The sequence below is a fragment of the Nocardia sp. NPDC003979 genome (genome assembly GCF_053605015.1).
On record NZ_JBSGIJ010000006.1, the window covers coordinates 220,697 to 234,917 of the forward strand.

General features: G+C 69.6%; 10 protein-coding genes. 6 read left to right on the plus strand and 4 right to left on the minus strand.

Features of this window, described 5'->3' with window-relative positions; translation table 11 throughout:
* Positions 1–30: 30 nt before the first annotated feature.
* Together ACWEVR_RS15975 and ACWEVR_RS15980 are read right to left on the minus strand one after the other, a co-directional pair.
* Entirely contained in the window at positions 31–627 is a 597-nt protein-coding gene (locus tag ACWEVR_RS15975; RefSeq protein ID WP_452467531.1) for a TetR/AcrR family transcriptional regulator, read from the minus strand.
* Between the two features lie 85 nt (positions 628–712).
* Positions 713–1,882, minus strand: a complete 1,170-nt coding sequence (locus tag ACWEVR_RS15980; RefSeq protein WP_452467532.1) for a glycoside hydrolase family 3 N-terminal domain-containing protein — start codon at positions 1,880–1,882, stop codon at positions 713–715.
* A gap of 105 nt (positions 1,883–1,987) precedes the next feature.
* Between ACWEVR_RS15980 and ACWEVR_RS15985 the strand changes: the two genes are divergently transcribed.
* The 4 genes from ACWEVR_RS15985 (at position 1,988) to ACWEVR_RS16000 (ending at position 8,307) form a co-directional block, all read left to right on the plus strand.
* Positions 1,988–2,455, plus strand: a complete 468-nt coding sequence (locus tag ACWEVR_RS15985) for a universal stress protein (protein ID WP_067497170.1) — start codon at positions 1,988–1,990, stop codon at positions 2,453–2,455.
* A 57-nt stretch (positions 2,456–2,512) separates the two neighbouring features.
* Entirely contained in the window at positions 2,513–3,604 is a 1,092-nt protein-coding gene (locus ACWEVR_RS15990; protein WP_452467533.1) for an isochorismate synthase, read from the plus strand.
* A 67-nt stretch (positions 3,605–3,671) separates the two neighbouring features.
* Entirely contained in the window at positions 3,672–3,842 is a 171-nt protein-coding gene (locus tag ACWEVR_RS15995) for a DUF2613 domain-containing protein (RefSeq protein WP_022566695.1), read from the plus strand.
* 34 nt (positions 3,843–3,876) lie between these two features.
* Positions 3,877–8,307 carry an alpha-(1->3)-arabinofuranosyltransferase domain-containing protein gene (locus ACWEVR_RS16000; RefSeq protein ID WP_452467630.1) on the plus strand — a complete coding sequence of 1,477 codons (4,431 nt, stop codon included), beginning with the start codon at positions 3,877–3,879 and terminating at the stop codon, positions 8,305–8,307.
* 67 nt (positions 8,308–8,374) lie between these two features.
* Here ACWEVR_RS16000 and ACWEVR_RS16005 read toward each other — a convergent pair whose 3' ends face one another.
* Entirely contained in the window at positions 8,375–9,538 is a 1,164-nt protein-coding gene (locus ACWEVR_RS16005) for an acyltransferase family protein (RefSeq protein ID WP_452467534.1), read from the minus strand.
* Between the two features lie 109 nt (positions 9,539–9,647).
* Here ACWEVR_RS16005 and ACWEVR_RS16010 point away from each other — a divergent pair, with 109 nt between their 5' ends.
* On the plus strand, positions 9,648–10,838 hold the full coding sequence (locus ACWEVR_RS16010; protein WP_452467535.1) for a DUF3068 domain-containing protein: 1,191 nt from the start codon (positions 9,648–9,650) through the stop codon (positions 10,836–10,838).
* Between the two features lie 25 nt (positions 10,839–10,863).
* On the opposite strand, the gene ACWEVR_RS16015 is transcribed toward ACWEVR_RS16010, so the two are convergent.
* Positions 10,864–12,045, minus strand: coding sequence for a polysaccharide biosynthesis protein (locus ACWEVR_RS16015; RefSeq protein WP_452467536.1), 1,182 nt, complete (start codon positions 12,043–12,045; stop codon positions 10,864–10,866).
* A gap of 254 nt (positions 12,046–12,299) precedes the next feature.
* On the opposite strand from ACWEVR_RS16015, the gene ACWEVR_RS16020 reads away from it, so the two are divergent.
* Entirely contained in the window at positions 12,300–14,207 is a 1,908-nt protein-coding gene (locus ACWEVR_RS16020) for a hypothetical protein (protein ID WP_452467537.1), read from the plus strand.
* Positions 14,208–14,221 lie beyond the last annotated feature (14 nt).

Here is a 14,221-nt window from a genome sequence, read left to right on the forward strand (position 1 = left end):
GATCGCAGGTCGCGACGGCCGGGGCAACCGCTACTCGGGTTTGCGGCCCGCCAGACCGCGCCAGGCCAGATCGTCGAGCAGGTCGACCGCCTCGGCCACCTCGATGCGGCCACCGGCGACGCGGTCGGCGATGGCCTCCCCAGCACCGATCACCGCGGCGGCGACGACCTCGAAATTGGTGCCTGGCTCGGCGTGCTTGGCGCTGGATTCCAGCAGCTTCGCGGTGAGTTCGATGACGCGCTCGCGGGCGTTCTCGATCTCGGCGGCGAATGCTTGCTGACCGATTGCCTGCCGGTAGAGAACCTGCCAGGACTGCCGGTTGCGGTCGACGAAATCGAGGAAGCCCTCGAGTGCCGTTCGCACCTGCTCGTGCGGCGTGAGTTTGGGGTTGCCCGCGGGCGCGACGGCCTCGATCAGGCGAAGCCCCTCGCGCTGGATGCACGCGCGGAAAAGCTCGTCCTTGGAGCCGTAATACAGGTAGAGCATGGGTTTGGAGATCTTCGCCTCGGCGGCGATCGCGTCCATCGATGTGTCGTGGAAGCCTTTGCGCGCGAATACCTCGACGGCGGCATCGAGCATCTGCTGCTCGCGAACCGCCCGGGGAAGCCGCTTCGTCCCGCCTGCCATCCACTCTCCTACCGCAGGGTGAGACCCCATCTTACTGCAAGGTAAGTTCCACCCGTGCCCATTTGCCGCACAGTCGCCACGCCGCTCAGCAGCCCAGTGCGACACCCTTGTAGCGGGCCATCCGCAGCACCGACGCATCGACTCGATCAGCGGGCAGTTTGCCACTCGACACCGACAGCTCCAAGCGGTCGAGTACCTGCGGCACCGCATCGGTGGTGATCCAGAGCGCGTTGTCGGCCCCGGCGACGAGCGCGGCCTCGACGGCTTCGGCGATCGTCATGCGGTCGGTGATGGCGGCCATGCCACCCAGATCGTCGGTGAAGATCGGGCCGTTGAACGGCGCGGCGCCGTAGCCGGTGCCCTGGCGCAGCAGCGACATCACGGCCGGGCTGATGCTGGCCGGGGTGTCGGGTTCGGTGAGGCCCGGCACATCGAGGTGGCCGACCATCACGGCCGCGCCGGAGTTCACCAGATCGCGGAACGGGATCAGGTCCTTGGTCTTCAGCTCGTCGAACGGGGGCGTGCGCACCGCGCCCGTGTGCGAATCGCCGGAACCCGAGCCGTGGCCGGGGAAATGCTTGATGACCGAACCGAGGCCGACCTCGTTGGAGGCGCGGATGTAGGCGTCGGCGTATTCGGTGACCACCTGCGGGTCGTCGCTGTAGGAGCGGTCGCCGATGACGCTGTTGTCGGGCTGGGCGCTCACATCGGTGTCGGGCGCGAAATCGACCGTGATGCCGAGGTCCTTCAACGCCTTCGACCGGGTGAGCGTGTTCTGGTAGTGCTGTTCGGGCGTCTGCGTCTGGGCGACCACCCGAGCCGAGGGCGCCTCACCGATCACGGCCGACGCGCGCGAGACACGCCCGCCTTCCTCGTCGATCGTCACCATCAACGGCGCTTTGGCGAGGGCTTTCACCGCGTCGAGCTGGGCGCGATCGAGCAGGCCCGGATCGGTCCAGCTTCCGACGAAGATGCCGCCGACCTGCTCGGTGGTCACCACATTCGTGGCGTCGTCGGCGCCGGTGATGCCGACGGTGAGCAGCTGGGCGAGCTTCTCGCGCTGCGAGAAGGTGCCGAGATAATCGGCGCCGCAAGGTTTTTGGTCTCCGGTGGTGGCGGCAGGCGCGCCGCTCTCCGACGACGGCGCCGTACCGCTGCTGCTCGCGGCGGTGGTCGTCTCGGTCGACGACCCTCCCGAACACGCGGTGGCGACGGCAGCGACAACTGCGAACACGACCACAGGCGATTTCCGCATGCACTCCACGGTAGACCCGGACCGGAACCGGTGCCGTCGTCAGGTTGGGTTCAAGCGGCAAATGGCCGGGTAACCTGGGGGAAAGACCCTGCGCAGGAGGTCGTCATGCCGTGCGATCGGATGCTCATCGCCTACGACGGTTCCGAACATGCCAAGCGCGCCGTGCAGTACGCGGGCCGGTTCCTCTCCGCCGAACGCGCCATTCTGCTCACCGCCTGGGAACCGATGGTCCGCCAGGCCGCCCGCATCTCCGGGCTCGCCGGGGTGATGCAACCGGAATGGGTGCCCGACGAGGAGATCGAGGACATCGCCTACACCGATGCCCGCAAGATCAATGCCGAGGGCGTGCAGCTGGCCAAGCAGGCCGGTATCGATGCCGAGGCGCGAACCGTCGAGTGCACGACAACCATCTGGAACGCCATCGTCGACTGTGCCGACGAGCTCGATGTTGACATCATCGTCGCAGGTACACGGGGTAATACCGGGTTGCGTGCACTATTGCACAGCAGTGTGGCCGAGGCGGTGCTCAAGCACGGGCACCGGCCGGTGTTCCTGGTGCCGCCCGAGCACTGAGAGTTGCGTCGCTCTCGCGGTTCGGCGGTGGGTTCCCGGCGTTATGGTCGAAGCACTATGAACCGATTTCTGCTGGCCCGGCCGGACGCGGTGCTGCGCGCCGAGGGGGTGCGCGCGAGTTTCGCCGATCCGACGGCGGCGGTCGCGGCGCTGCGCGACGGGGCGCCCGAGTTTGTGGTCGGTGCGTTGCCGTTCGATCCCCGCGAACCCGCCGCGCTGTGGCAGCCCGAGACCGCTCTGCACACGGCCGGGCCGTGGCGTCCGGCCGCGCTGCCACCGTTGCCGCAGATGCGCGTTGTATCCGAATCGCCCAGTGCGGCAGAGCATGTGGCGCGCGTTCGGAAGCTGGTGGAACAGCTGGCCGATCCGGCCGACGAGTTGCGCAAGGTGGTCGCCGCGCGCAGCGTTGTCGTCGAAGCCGATGCGCCGCTGGATCCCGAAGTGCTCGCGGGGTACCTGCTCACCAGGCATCCGACGGCCAATGTGTACGCGGTCGACCTGTCGGTGGCGGGCCGGGTATCGCAGACACTGCTCGGCGCGACGCCCGAGGTACTGGTCACGCGCCACGGTGACCGCGTGAGCCTGCATCCGCTCGCGGGCACGTTGCCGCGCCTGCCCGATGCCGCAGCCGACGCGGCGCAGGCCCGTAAGTTGTTGTCCAGCAGCAAGAACAACGACGAGCACGGATTCGTCATCGAGTGGATCCGGCAGCAACTCGGACCCGTATGCGCGGAACTGCGCATCCCCGAGCGGCCCGAACTGCTGAGCACCGAACAGGTCTGGCACCTCGCCACCCCCATCAGCGGGGTGTTGCGTGACCCGTCGACCACCGCGCTCGACCTGGCGCTGCTGCTGCACCCGACGCCCGCCGTGAACGGCACCCCCTTCGCCGCGGCGCTCGACGCCGTCACCGCCGACGAACGGCGCGGTTTCTACGGCGGGGCGGTGGGTTGGTGCGACAGCCACGGCGACGGTGAATGGGTGGTCGCCATCCGAGGCGGGGAACTGTCGGCCGACCGGCGCGTCCTGCGGGCGAGCGCGGGCGGCGGGATCGTCGCCGACTCCGATCCGGCCGAGGAACTGGCCGAGACCACCGCCAAATTCCGCACTCTGCTCGCCGCCCTGCGTTGCGAACTGCCCGAACGCTGACCTACCGGCGCACACCTGCTAGGTTGGCCACCAGACAGGCCCCGACGTCGACGTATTGGAGTGCGCGATGAAGTTTGCTGTTCCGGCTGTTGCCAGCGCGGTCGGCGGCGCCCTGCTGAGCGCGATCGCCGTCTTCGCCATCACGGCAGCGGTGCAGCAGAACACGGCTCCCTCGATCGACCGCAGCGGTGACAAGGATTCCTCGCTGCTCAACGCTCCTGAATACGGCAGCCGCTGACGCGCAGGCCCGTGCGTCGCGCCCCTCGGGGCACCTGAACAAGGCGCCACTGGGCTGGCGCTGGTTCGTCGGCTCGGTCGTAGCCGCCTTCGTCCTGACCTTCGCGCAGGCGCCCGGCCTCACCGTCGCCGACACCAAATACGACCTCGCCCAGAACCCCCTCGGCTTCCTCGCGCGCGCCGCGCACCTGTGGAGCAGCCAGGCGCCCATGGGCCAGGTGCAGAACCAGGCCTACGGCTACTTCTTCCCGCACGGCGCGTTCTTCTCCGCAGGTCATCTGCTGCATGTGCCCGCCTGGGTGACCCAGCGCGTCTGGTGGGCGCTGCTGCTGCTCGCCGGGTTCTGGGGCATCGTCAAGCTGTGCGAAACGCTTGGTATCGGGGCGCGTGGGTCGCGGGTGATCGCGGGTATCGCGTTCGCGTTGTCGCCGCGGGTGCTCACCACGCTGGGGTCGATCTCCTCGGAAACGCTACCGATGATGCTGGCGCCGTGGGTACTGCTCGCGCCCGCCGCGCTCGGGGTGACGCTGCGGAGTCGGTCCGACAGGGACAGCGCCGACGCGTCCACGGCGGTCGGGCCGAAGCCAGGGGGGATGCTCTCGCCCGCTGGTAGTGCGCTCGCGTTGGCGTTGATGGGATCCGTCAACGCTGTGGCGACAGTGGCCGCGTTCCTGCCCGCCGCGCTGTGGTGGGCCTCCTACCGGCCGAATCGGCGGTGGTGGCGGTTCACGCGAGCGTGGATTCCGTTGCTCGTGCTCGCCACGTTCTGGTGGGTGGTGCCGCTGCTGCTGCTCGGGAAGGTGAGTCCGCCGTTCCTCGACTACATCGAGTCGTCGGGGGTGACCACGCAATGGGCGGCGCTGAGCGAGGTGTTGCGCGGTACCGACAGCTGGACGCCGTTCGTGTCGCCCGAGCGGATCGCGGGGGCCGTGCTGGTGACCCAGCCCGCCGCGGTGCTCGCCACCGGGCTGCTCGCCGCGGCGGGCATGGCGGGGCTCGCGCGGTCGTCGATGCCGTATCGCGGGCGGTTCGTGCTGATCCTGTGCGTCGGCTTGGCGGGGATCTGCGCCGGGTATGTCGGCACGCTCGGTGGGCCGTTCGCGGAATCGGTGCGGATCTTCCTCGACTCCGGTGGTGCGCCGCTGCGCAATGTGCACAAACTCGAGCCGCTGATCCGGTTGCCGCTGGTGGTCGGGCTCGCGCACCTGCTCGGCCGGGTGCCACTGCCCGCGTCGGTACCGATGCCGGTGTGGCGCAATGCCTTCGCCCATCCGGAGCGCGATCGTGTCGTGGCCGTGGCGGCCCTGGTTCTCGCCGCGCTCACCCTCGCCACCTCGCTGGCGTGGACCGGCCGACTCGCCCCGCGCGGCGCCTACGACCGGGTGCCCGCCTACTGGACCGACACCGCGCGATGGCTGGCCGACAATGCCGCCGACACCCGCGCGCTGGTCGTCCCCGGCGCGCCTTTCGGCAGCCAGATCTGGGGACTCACCCGCGACGAACCACTGCAGGCGCTGGCGAGTACCCCATGGGCAGTGCGCGATTCGGTCCCGCTGAATCCGCCGGGCACCATCCGCGCCATGGACTCGGTGCAGCGGCTCATCGCCGACGGACGACCGTCGACCGGGCTGGCAACCACCCTGGCGAACCAGGGCATCGGAATCGTGGTGCTGCGCAACGACCTCGACCCGGAGACCTCCCGCTCCACCCGGCCGATGCTGGCGCACCAGGCCATCGAGGGTTCACCGGGACTCACCAAGGTCGCCGAATTCGGCACGCCCATCGGGCCGCGCGCCGACGACGCGGGCCTGGTCGTCGACAACGACCTGCTGCCGTCGTACCCGGCCATCGAGATCTACCGGGTGGACCACGCGACGCCTGGCACGCCGACGCAGGTGCGCAGCGGCACCGGCGCGCCCGACTCGATCCCCGGCGCCTACACGGTGGGGCTCGACTCGATGCCCGTCGTGCGTGGCGGACCCGAGGTGCTCGAGCGTGTTCGTCGCGACGGGGCGAGCGGCCCAGTACTTCTCGAAGCCGACGCCGCACGCGCCGGACTCCCGACCGAACCGGTGCTGCTGACCGACACACCCATGGACCGGGAATCGGATTTCGGGCGGGTGGACAACCACAACTCCGCCGTCCGCGCTGCGGACGACGCCCGCCGAACCCACAACCTCGTCCCCGACTATCCCGTCGACGGCACCGAACTCGTCCGTGGCCGGTGGTCCGGTGCGAAGGTGACCTCCTCGAGCTCGGCGGCCGACGCCACCCAGATCGGCGGCGCGGCGCCCGGCAGTTCCACCGCCGCCGCCGTGGACGGCGATCCGAGCACCGCGTGGATCAGCAACGGTGCGGAATCCGCACTCGGCCAGTGGCTCCGGCTGGATCTGGACAAGCCGATCACCAGCGGTTCGCTGCAGTTCACCACGACCGCGGCCGCGCTCGGCGATCCGGTGAAGTGGGTGGAGGTGCGCACCTCGCGCGGCACGGTGTCGGCCCGGATCACCGAACCCGGTGCGCCGGTCACCGTCGCCCTGCCCGCGGGCCGCACCGAGTGGGTGATGATCACCGCCGCGCGCACCGAAACCGGCACCCGTGGTGGGCAATTCGGGATCAGCGAACTCACCCTCGACGACTATTCGGTACGCGAGGCGCCGGTCCGCGTCGATATCCGGCATCGAGTCGTGCTCCCCGATGTTCCGGCGGGCACCACGGTGACCGGCTGGGACCTGGGGCAGGAATTCCCCGGTCGCACAGCGTGTTTCGACGGGCCGCTGCGAGTGCACTGCAGCAAGGGACTCGGTCTGCCGGCCGAGGAACCCGGCGTCTTCGGGCGGACACTTTCGGTGCCCGAACCGATGCGAGTGAGTACCGACCTGACCGTGCGCACTCGCCCGGGGCCGGCTCTCGAAGCGCTTCTCACCGACCCGGCCAGACCGATCGCGCGCGGCAAGGCTGATGTGGCCGATCTGCGCGGCGCCGCCTTCGCCGCCACCGACGGCGATCCCCGAACCACCTGGACCGCGCCGGAAGCCACCGTCCGTGGCCTCGCGGGCGCCAAACCCACACTGGTGCTGGAACTTCCGGAACCCGCGCTGGTGACCGGGCTCGACATCACCACGGCCCTCGGCGGTCTGCCCGCCACCGCCACCTCCGTGCTGGTGAACCTCGGCAACGGTCCGCAGATGCGCGAACTGCCCGAACGCGAACACGGCGAACCCGCACGAATCTCGCTGCACCCCACCGTCACCGATCGGGTCGAGGTGAGCATTCAGCAGTGGAACGAGGTGCTCGACCGCACCGCACTCGGCTTCGTCCTCACCCAGCCCGCCGGGCTCGCCGAAGTGGAAGTACTCGGCCCTGACTACCCCGCCCACGCCCCCGGCGACCGACTCGTGACCATCGGCTGCGAGGCCGGGCCGGTGATCGCCATCGGCGGGCGCGCAGTGCACACAACCGTCACCGCCACTGCCGACGAACTTCGTTCGGGCGCACCGGTTTCCGCACGTCCCTGCGAATTGGACGCGGCCGATGTCGAATTGCTGCCCGGCAAGCCCGACCTCACCGTCGTGCCGACGGAACTGTTCACGGTCGACCGGATTCGGCTGCCGCGCACCGATCTCGCGGCCGCCCCGATCCTGGGCGGGTCGAGCGATTCTTCCGAATCGAGCCCTGGCGGCGAGAACAGCAGTGGGGGCGATTCCGCCGGCCCGGCCGAAGAGAACGGCACTGCCGGCGGACCCAGCGAGCCAATCGACGAGCACAGTGCGGCTGATGCGCCCGCGAGCCCGACCGACGTCGACAGCTCAACCAGCGAATCAGGCGCTCGGAGTTCAGCCCCCGCCCGCGATGCGACCCACGAAAGCCCCTCTGCGCCGGCAGCCGATCCGACGAAGGCACGATTGCTGGTACTGCCGCTGAGCACCAATGTCGGCTGGGAAGCGCACACCGCCGACGGGCAGCTGTTGAAGCCCGTCGTGGTCGACGGTTGGCAGCAGGCTTGGCTTGTTCCGGCGGGGACGAGCGGGGAGATCACCGTGTCGTTCCCGGACGACCGGTGGTACCGGCTGGCGATCTTCGGTGGTCTACTGCTGTTGATTCCACTTGTGCTGCTTGCCATTCCGCGTCGGCGGCCGGTTCCCGACGTCGGTCCCGCACCGACCACATGGGGTACCCGCCCACTCGCCGCGCTCGGGCTCACCGGTGCGGTGGCGGTGATCTCCGGTCCGTTCGGTGTGGTGTGCACCGTTGTCGCGGTGGCGTGCAGTCACTTTCGGCCCGCTGTGACGAGTCGGGTACTGCCCTGGGTCGCCGGTGTCGGGACGTTGGTCTCGGTGGCGGCGTTGTCGACCGGCACATGGCGGTCGGGCACCACCTATATGGGTGGCTCGATCTGGGCGCAGGCACCCGCGGTGATCGCTGTTGTCGCGGTGGGAGTCGCCGCACTTCCACGCCGGCGCTGACATGTGGCCGGCCGACTCCATCAGGCCCGACGGACGGGATGTCGCCCGACAATGCCGCTCACCGGGCTCAGACGCGGGCGGTTTCTTTCACAGTCCTCCGCTTGTCCCAGCGCCGGGCCAGCCGGCGCGCGGGTTCCTCGATCAGCGCGTAACTCGCGGCGGCCAGCGGCAAGGTCAGCGCGGTGGTGAGCACGAGGACGTACAGGAAGCTGCCGCTGAACGGCAACAGGCTGAACACCGGGAACACCATGGACAGCACGACCAGGTGCCACAGGAACACCCCGTAGGACCACCGGCCGAGCACCGCCGCCGTGCGCGATTCCAGCCAGCGATGCGGTGGCGCGTCGGCCGGGCGCAGCACCAGCGGCGCCAGCAGGCCGAAGCCGATGATCGCCCCGAGCAGCATCTTCACCGCGTACTGCCACGGCTCGGCACGTTCCAGACCGGCCGGTCCGCCGAACTCCGTCGCCGAGATCAGGAACGCGACCAGCGCGAAGCCCCACATCAGCGGCTGATTCGCCAGCAGCTTCGGCCAGCGGGCATCGGTGCGCAGGCGGTAGATCAGTTCGGCGAGCAGCATGCCCGCCGCGAACCACGGGATGTAGGCGGGCAGCCAGTTGTCGGCGTGGATGGCGTCGGGTGTCGGCACCGGCCACAGGTTCCACGTGAGGCTCACCGCGGCCAGCACGCACAGCACGGGCACCCGCCACCGCGCCGACGGACCACGCAGCCGGACGAACGCCAACGCCAACACCGGAAGCACCAGGTAGAAGGCCACCTCCACCGACAGGCTCCACATCTGGGTGAGGCCGTCGGTGAGTGTCAAGGGGACGAACACTTGCAGCAGGAACAGATTCGACACCCACACCCGAAGGTTCGCCGTCTGCGCGGCGCCGGGCAGCAACACGAGCACGAACACCACGACGGCCCAATACGCGGGCATGATTCTGGCGAAACGGTGCAGCAGGTACCGCCCCGTCGACGGCGCCGCTCCCACCCCGTGCGCGGCCGCCGCGTGCGGCCGCCACAGCAGGAAACCCGACAGCGCGAAGAACACCGCGACCGCCATGTCGAAGCGCTCCAGAATCGGCCCGAGCACCGGTATTCCGGATGCCGCGGTCTGGAAAGCCACGTGGGTGACGAGCACGCCGAGCGCCGCCATCCCACGCATTCCTTCCAGGGCGGGGATGAAGGTGCGCGGCGGCGGAACGGGGGCGTGCGGGCTCGTCATCGGGGTCCAGTCTGCCGTGTCGGCGATTTAGCGGGCACAGCGCCGCCTTCCGTCGTCATGGGCTGTTAGTGTCGGCTCAATCCGTGTTCGAACGACGAGGAGAGTTTGCATGGCACTGAGTGCCGGTACCAGAAGGACGGTCGCCTGCGTGCTCGTGGGTCTGGGCGCGGCATTGCTCGTCGCCGCGCTCATGATCCCCACCTACACCGTGAGCAAGGTGGCCAAGACTCCGCTCGACCTCGAGATCACCACCATCGCGGAGAACCAGCCGGGCGAGGACAGTCTCGTCCTCGACTCCAAGTCGCTGACCTCCGGTGACGGTCCGGCCGTTGTCAACAAGAACGTGCCGCTGATCTCGCAACGTTTCGTCACCGTCGAGGAGCCCTCCGACGCCGACAAGATGACGCTGCAGGCGGGTCAGACGCTGCGCCGCACCGATGTGCAGGGTGACACGGGCCTGCTCACCGCGGCCATCGACCGCGTCACCATCTCGCGCACCACCGGCATGCCGGTCGACGAGGAGCCCAACGGCTCCATCGCGGTCACCGTCAACAAGGACGGCAGCGTGATGGAACCGGTGCAGCACACCGGCATCGGCTACCGCTTCCCGATCGGCACCGAGAAGAAGACGTACCCGTACTTCGACATCAACGTGCGCAAGTCCTTCGACGCCAACTTCATCGAAGAGACCGAGATCAACAGCACCAAGGTGTACCGGTTCCAGATGATCGCGCCCGTCACCAGCACCTGGGACGTGGTGCAGTCGCCGACCAACCGGCTCACCCTGCCCGCCGCCAAGTGGGGCGTCACCGACGTGCCCGCCGACGCGCCGGTCACCATGACCCGCTACTACACCAACGTGCGTGACCTGTGGGTCGAGCCGCAGACCGGCACGGTCGTCAAGGGTGGCGAATCGATCCACCTGTTCTACGCGCGCACGGCCGACAAGCCCGAGGTGACCGCGCTCAAGTCGCACATCGTCTTCGACGAGTCGACCGTGGAGTCGCAACTGGCCATCGCCAAGGAGAACACCGACAAGCTGTCGCTGTTCGGACGCATCGTGCCGATCGTGCTCGGCATCCTCGGCGTGATCGCGCTGCTGGCAGGCCTGTTCCTCGGCCTGCGCGGCGGTAGCGCCCCGGCCCACGCCTCGCCGCGTGGCACCCGGCCCACGCCGGCACCGACCGCCGCCGACTCCGGCGCCACCCGCTGGGACGGCGACGAAGCGCCGACCACTCAGTTCCCGCGCGGTGACTACGATTCGCCGACCGAACAGATCGACACGAACAAACGCCCCTGAGGCAAGCGGTTCACGACGGCCCCGGTCACCGACCGGGGCCGTCGTCGTTTCGCGCGGCGCGCAATACGACCAAGGCGACGATCGTCGTGGTGACGGCGGCGACGCACACGGCGATGCCGATGAGCGAACCGATGCTGTCGGCGAAAGCGAGCATCACCGCGACCTCGACGGCCAGACCCACCCAGGTGACCATCGCCAGGCCGGTGCGTTCCACCGCGATCGCCGACAGCAACGCGCCCTGCAGAACGGCGAGCATGGCGCCGTGCAGCGCGAAAATCCACAGCATGCCCTGGATGGGCGCGTAGTCCTGACCCGCGAACAGGGGCGCGAGCGGGGCGGCCAGGGCGGCGCCGATGACCGCGACGACGCCGATCAGCGACAGCACAGACAGGGCGTCGCGGATGGCGCGAGCCGAATGCGTCGGCTGGGCCATCCGCGGGTACAGCACAACGCCCACCGCCTGCGGGAGCCAGAAGGCGATCTTGGTGGCGATGGTGCCGAGGGAGTAGCGGCTGGCGTCGGCGTCGTCGAGGACGATGCGCACGACGATCAGGTCGGCCGAGGACAGGGCCATCAGCGCGGCCTGCACTTGGACGGCACGCAAGACCGGGAGGACGCCGATCGCCCGCTCGCGCGGTTCGACGGTAGCGGTCCGCCCATCGAGCAACAGGTCTGCTGAATCGCTCGCGGTCGCCGATCGGACGATGCGGCCCGCGAGGAAGGCTGCGGCGACGAGTCCACCTGCCGCGGCGAGCAGAGCGCCCGCCGAACCGCCGCCGAGGGCGAGCGCGATCAGTGCGGGTGCGACGCGAGCGGTTCCCGCCAGGGCCAGCACCGTCGCGAGGGCACGGAACTGGTTGGCGCCCTGGAGGATTCCCTGTTCACCGGACAGGATCACCAGAGCGGGAGCGGCGCCGAGGGCAGCGGCCGCCGCCGGCACGCCGACGTGCAGCACTGTCGCGACAACCGGGATCAGCACCACCGCGACCGCCGCGACCAACGCGGCACACCGCCACTGCATCGCCCGCACCGCGCGCAGACCGGCGCCGCGCACGACTTCGCGCGCCACCACGTTCTGCATCGCCAGGGCGGGCACCGCGCACAACAGCTGGACCGCGAGCAGACTCGCGAACTCGCTGAAGCCGGCCACACCCAGCCAGCGACCGGCCAGCATCTGCAGCAGGTAACCGGCGACATTGGCGGTCATCGCGCCGGCCGTGACCCACGTCAGATCGGCAACAACAGGGGGGCGGCGGACCGAAGACACGCCCCATCGTCGCACCTCATCGCCCATGCGGTGGGCGGTACCCCGAAATGTGAGTCCGAGCGGACTCACCCTGAGCTTCGCTTCCGGAGCGCCGGCGCGCGCGAGGCGGGGCCCTTCGCGTTGTCGCACCCTCCGGTCGGTCCAGATCAGGGCGGGCCCGCTGCGCTCCCCGCAAGCATCTAGGGTGCTCTGATGTGACAGGTAGCGCGAGGCTCTGGGTTGCCGCGTACTGCGCGCTCCTCACGGCTGTGATCGTCGGCCCGCTGGCAGGCTCCGGGTACCTGCTGCTGCGCGACGCGGTGAGTACCCCGCGCTCCTATCTGACGGACTCCGCGCTCGGTCTCGGCGCGGCCGCGCCCCGCGCGGTACCCCAGGACGCGCTGCTCGCCGTCCTCTCCCCCGTCGTCGACGGCGGCATCCTGGTCAAAGCGATCCTGATCGTTTCCCTGTGGTCGGCGGGCTACGGCGCCGCCGTCCTCGCCCGCCGCTTCGTCAACGCGACCACCGGCCCCCAACTCGTCGCCGCGACTCTGGCCCTCTGGAATCCCTTCGTCGCCGAACGTCTTCTCCAAGGGCATTGGAGTCTGCTCGCGGGGTATGCGGCTTTGCCGTGGGTGGCATTGGCGGCAACGCGTCTGCGCGAGCCGGCGGTCGATTCGTCAGTCGACGTGCGCTCGTACGGGCGCAGCCACACCGAGGCGAGCCTCGCCTCTGGAGCCGGGTCGGGTACAGACTCGACCGCCGAGACCGGCGCCGGCAGAGGATCACCGGGCAGTCTCAGCGAGGTCGACTCGGCACGTGCGTCGATTGTCGGACGCGCATGGAGCAGTGTTCAGGCCCGCCGTTCCCGGGCGGGAGCACGTGTCGGTGCGTGGGCCGCGCTGGTCGCGGCGTTCGCGGCAGCCGGGTTGACGCCGACCGGGTCGTTGCTGGCGGCCGTCATCGGACTGGCGACGATCGGGCGGCGGAAGATGCTGCCCGCAGGCGTTCTGTGGGTGCTCACCTGTGCGCCGTGGTTGACCGCGACCGCATTGGGAGCCGGGGCCGAGCCGTCGGATCCCGAGGGAGTTTCGGCGTTCGCGGCGCGAGCGGAGCCGTGGTTGGGGACGGTGGGGAGCCTGGCCGGGCTCGGGGGGATCTGGAACGCGGAGGCGGTTCCGGGCAGCCGGACAACGCCGGTGGCGTTCGTCGCCACGATGTTGTTGCTCGGGATAGTCGCGCTCGGAGTGCGGGCGGTGTGGGCGCGGGGGCACCGGGCGCTGCTGGTCATCGCGGTGGTGGCCGTGGTCGTGCCCGCGCTCGGGGCGACCAGCGGGGGGATCGCGGTCGGGGAATGGTTGGTCGCGCACGTGCCCGGTGCGGGGTTGTTGCGTGACAGCCAGAAATACGTGGCGCTCGCGATGCCGGCGTATGTGTTGTGTGCGGCGGCCGCCTGCACCACCGTGCTCACCTTCGCCCGCAGGTTCGCGCCGACGATCCATGACGGCGTGCGAACCGGAACCGCCGCTGTCGCAACACTTTTCATCGGTTTGCTGATTCTCCCTCTCCCTGACCTGGCCTGGGGCGTCGGCGGCGAGATGCGCCCTGTCCACTACCCCGCAGGCTGGGAAAAAGTCGTCGAACACATCGACGCACCGGGTGACGTAGCCGTCCTCCCCGCAGGCATGTTCCGCCGATTCCCGTACAGCGGAACAGCTCCCGTCCTCGACCCCGCTCCCCGAATCCTCCCCAACGACGTCCTCCAAACAGGCGAACTCCGCGTCCGTGGCTACGCGGTAGCAGGCGAAGGAAACCGCGCCCGCACAGTCGAAACGGCCCTGCTCGAAGGCGCCCCCGCCACCGACCTGGCCGCCCTCGGCGTCGGCTGGATCCTCATAGAACGCACCACCCCCGGCCCCCTCGGCGCCTCCCAATCCACCTTGACCACAACCCAACTCACCTACGAAGACCCCGACCTAGCCCTCTACCGAGTCCCCAACCCAACCCCCACCGACACCGCAACCCCCACCCAACGCCGAATCTCCGTCACCGCCCACCTCCTCTGGGCCACCCTCCTCCTCGGAGCGCTCCTCACAGCCGCCCTCCGCCGAAACCCCAACTGACGGAGTGTCATCCG

Excerpts from the sequence above, each read along its gene's own strand:
- ACWEVR_RS15975 (WP_452467531.1), bottom strand. The coding sequence starts at position 627 with ATGGCAGGCGGGACGAAGCGGCTTCCCCGGGCGGTTCGCGAGCAGCAG.
- ACWEVR_RS15980 (WP_452467532.1), bottom strand. The coding sequence starts at position 1,882 with ATGCGGAAATCGCCTGTGGTCGTGTTCGCAGTTGTCGCTGCCGTCGCC.
- ACWEVR_RS15985 (WP_067497170.1), top strand. The coding sequence starts at position 1,988 with ATGCCGTGCGATCGGATGCTCATCGCCTACGACGGTTCCGAACATGCC.
- ACWEVR_RS15990 (WP_452467533.1), top strand. The coding sequence starts at position 2,513 with ATGAACCGATTTCTGCTGGCCCGGCCGGACGCGGTGCTGCGCGCCGAG.
- ACWEVR_RS15995 (WP_022566695.1), top strand. The coding sequence starts at position 3,672 with ATGAAGTTTGCTGTTCCGGCTGTTGCCAGCGCGGTCGGCGGCGCCCTG.
- ACWEVR_RS16005 (WP_452467534.1), bottom strand. The coding sequence starts at position 9,538 with ATGACGAGCCCGCACGCCCCCGTTCCGCCGCCGCGCACCTTCATCCCC.
- ACWEVR_RS16010 (WP_452467535.1), top strand. The coding sequence starts at position 9,648 with ATGGCACTGAGTGCCGGTACCAGAAGGACGGTCGCCTGCGTGCTCGTG.
- ACWEVR_RS16015 (WP_452467536.1), bottom strand. The coding sequence starts at position 12,045 with ATGACCGCCAATGTCGCCGGTTACCTGCTGCAGATGCTGGCCGGTCGC.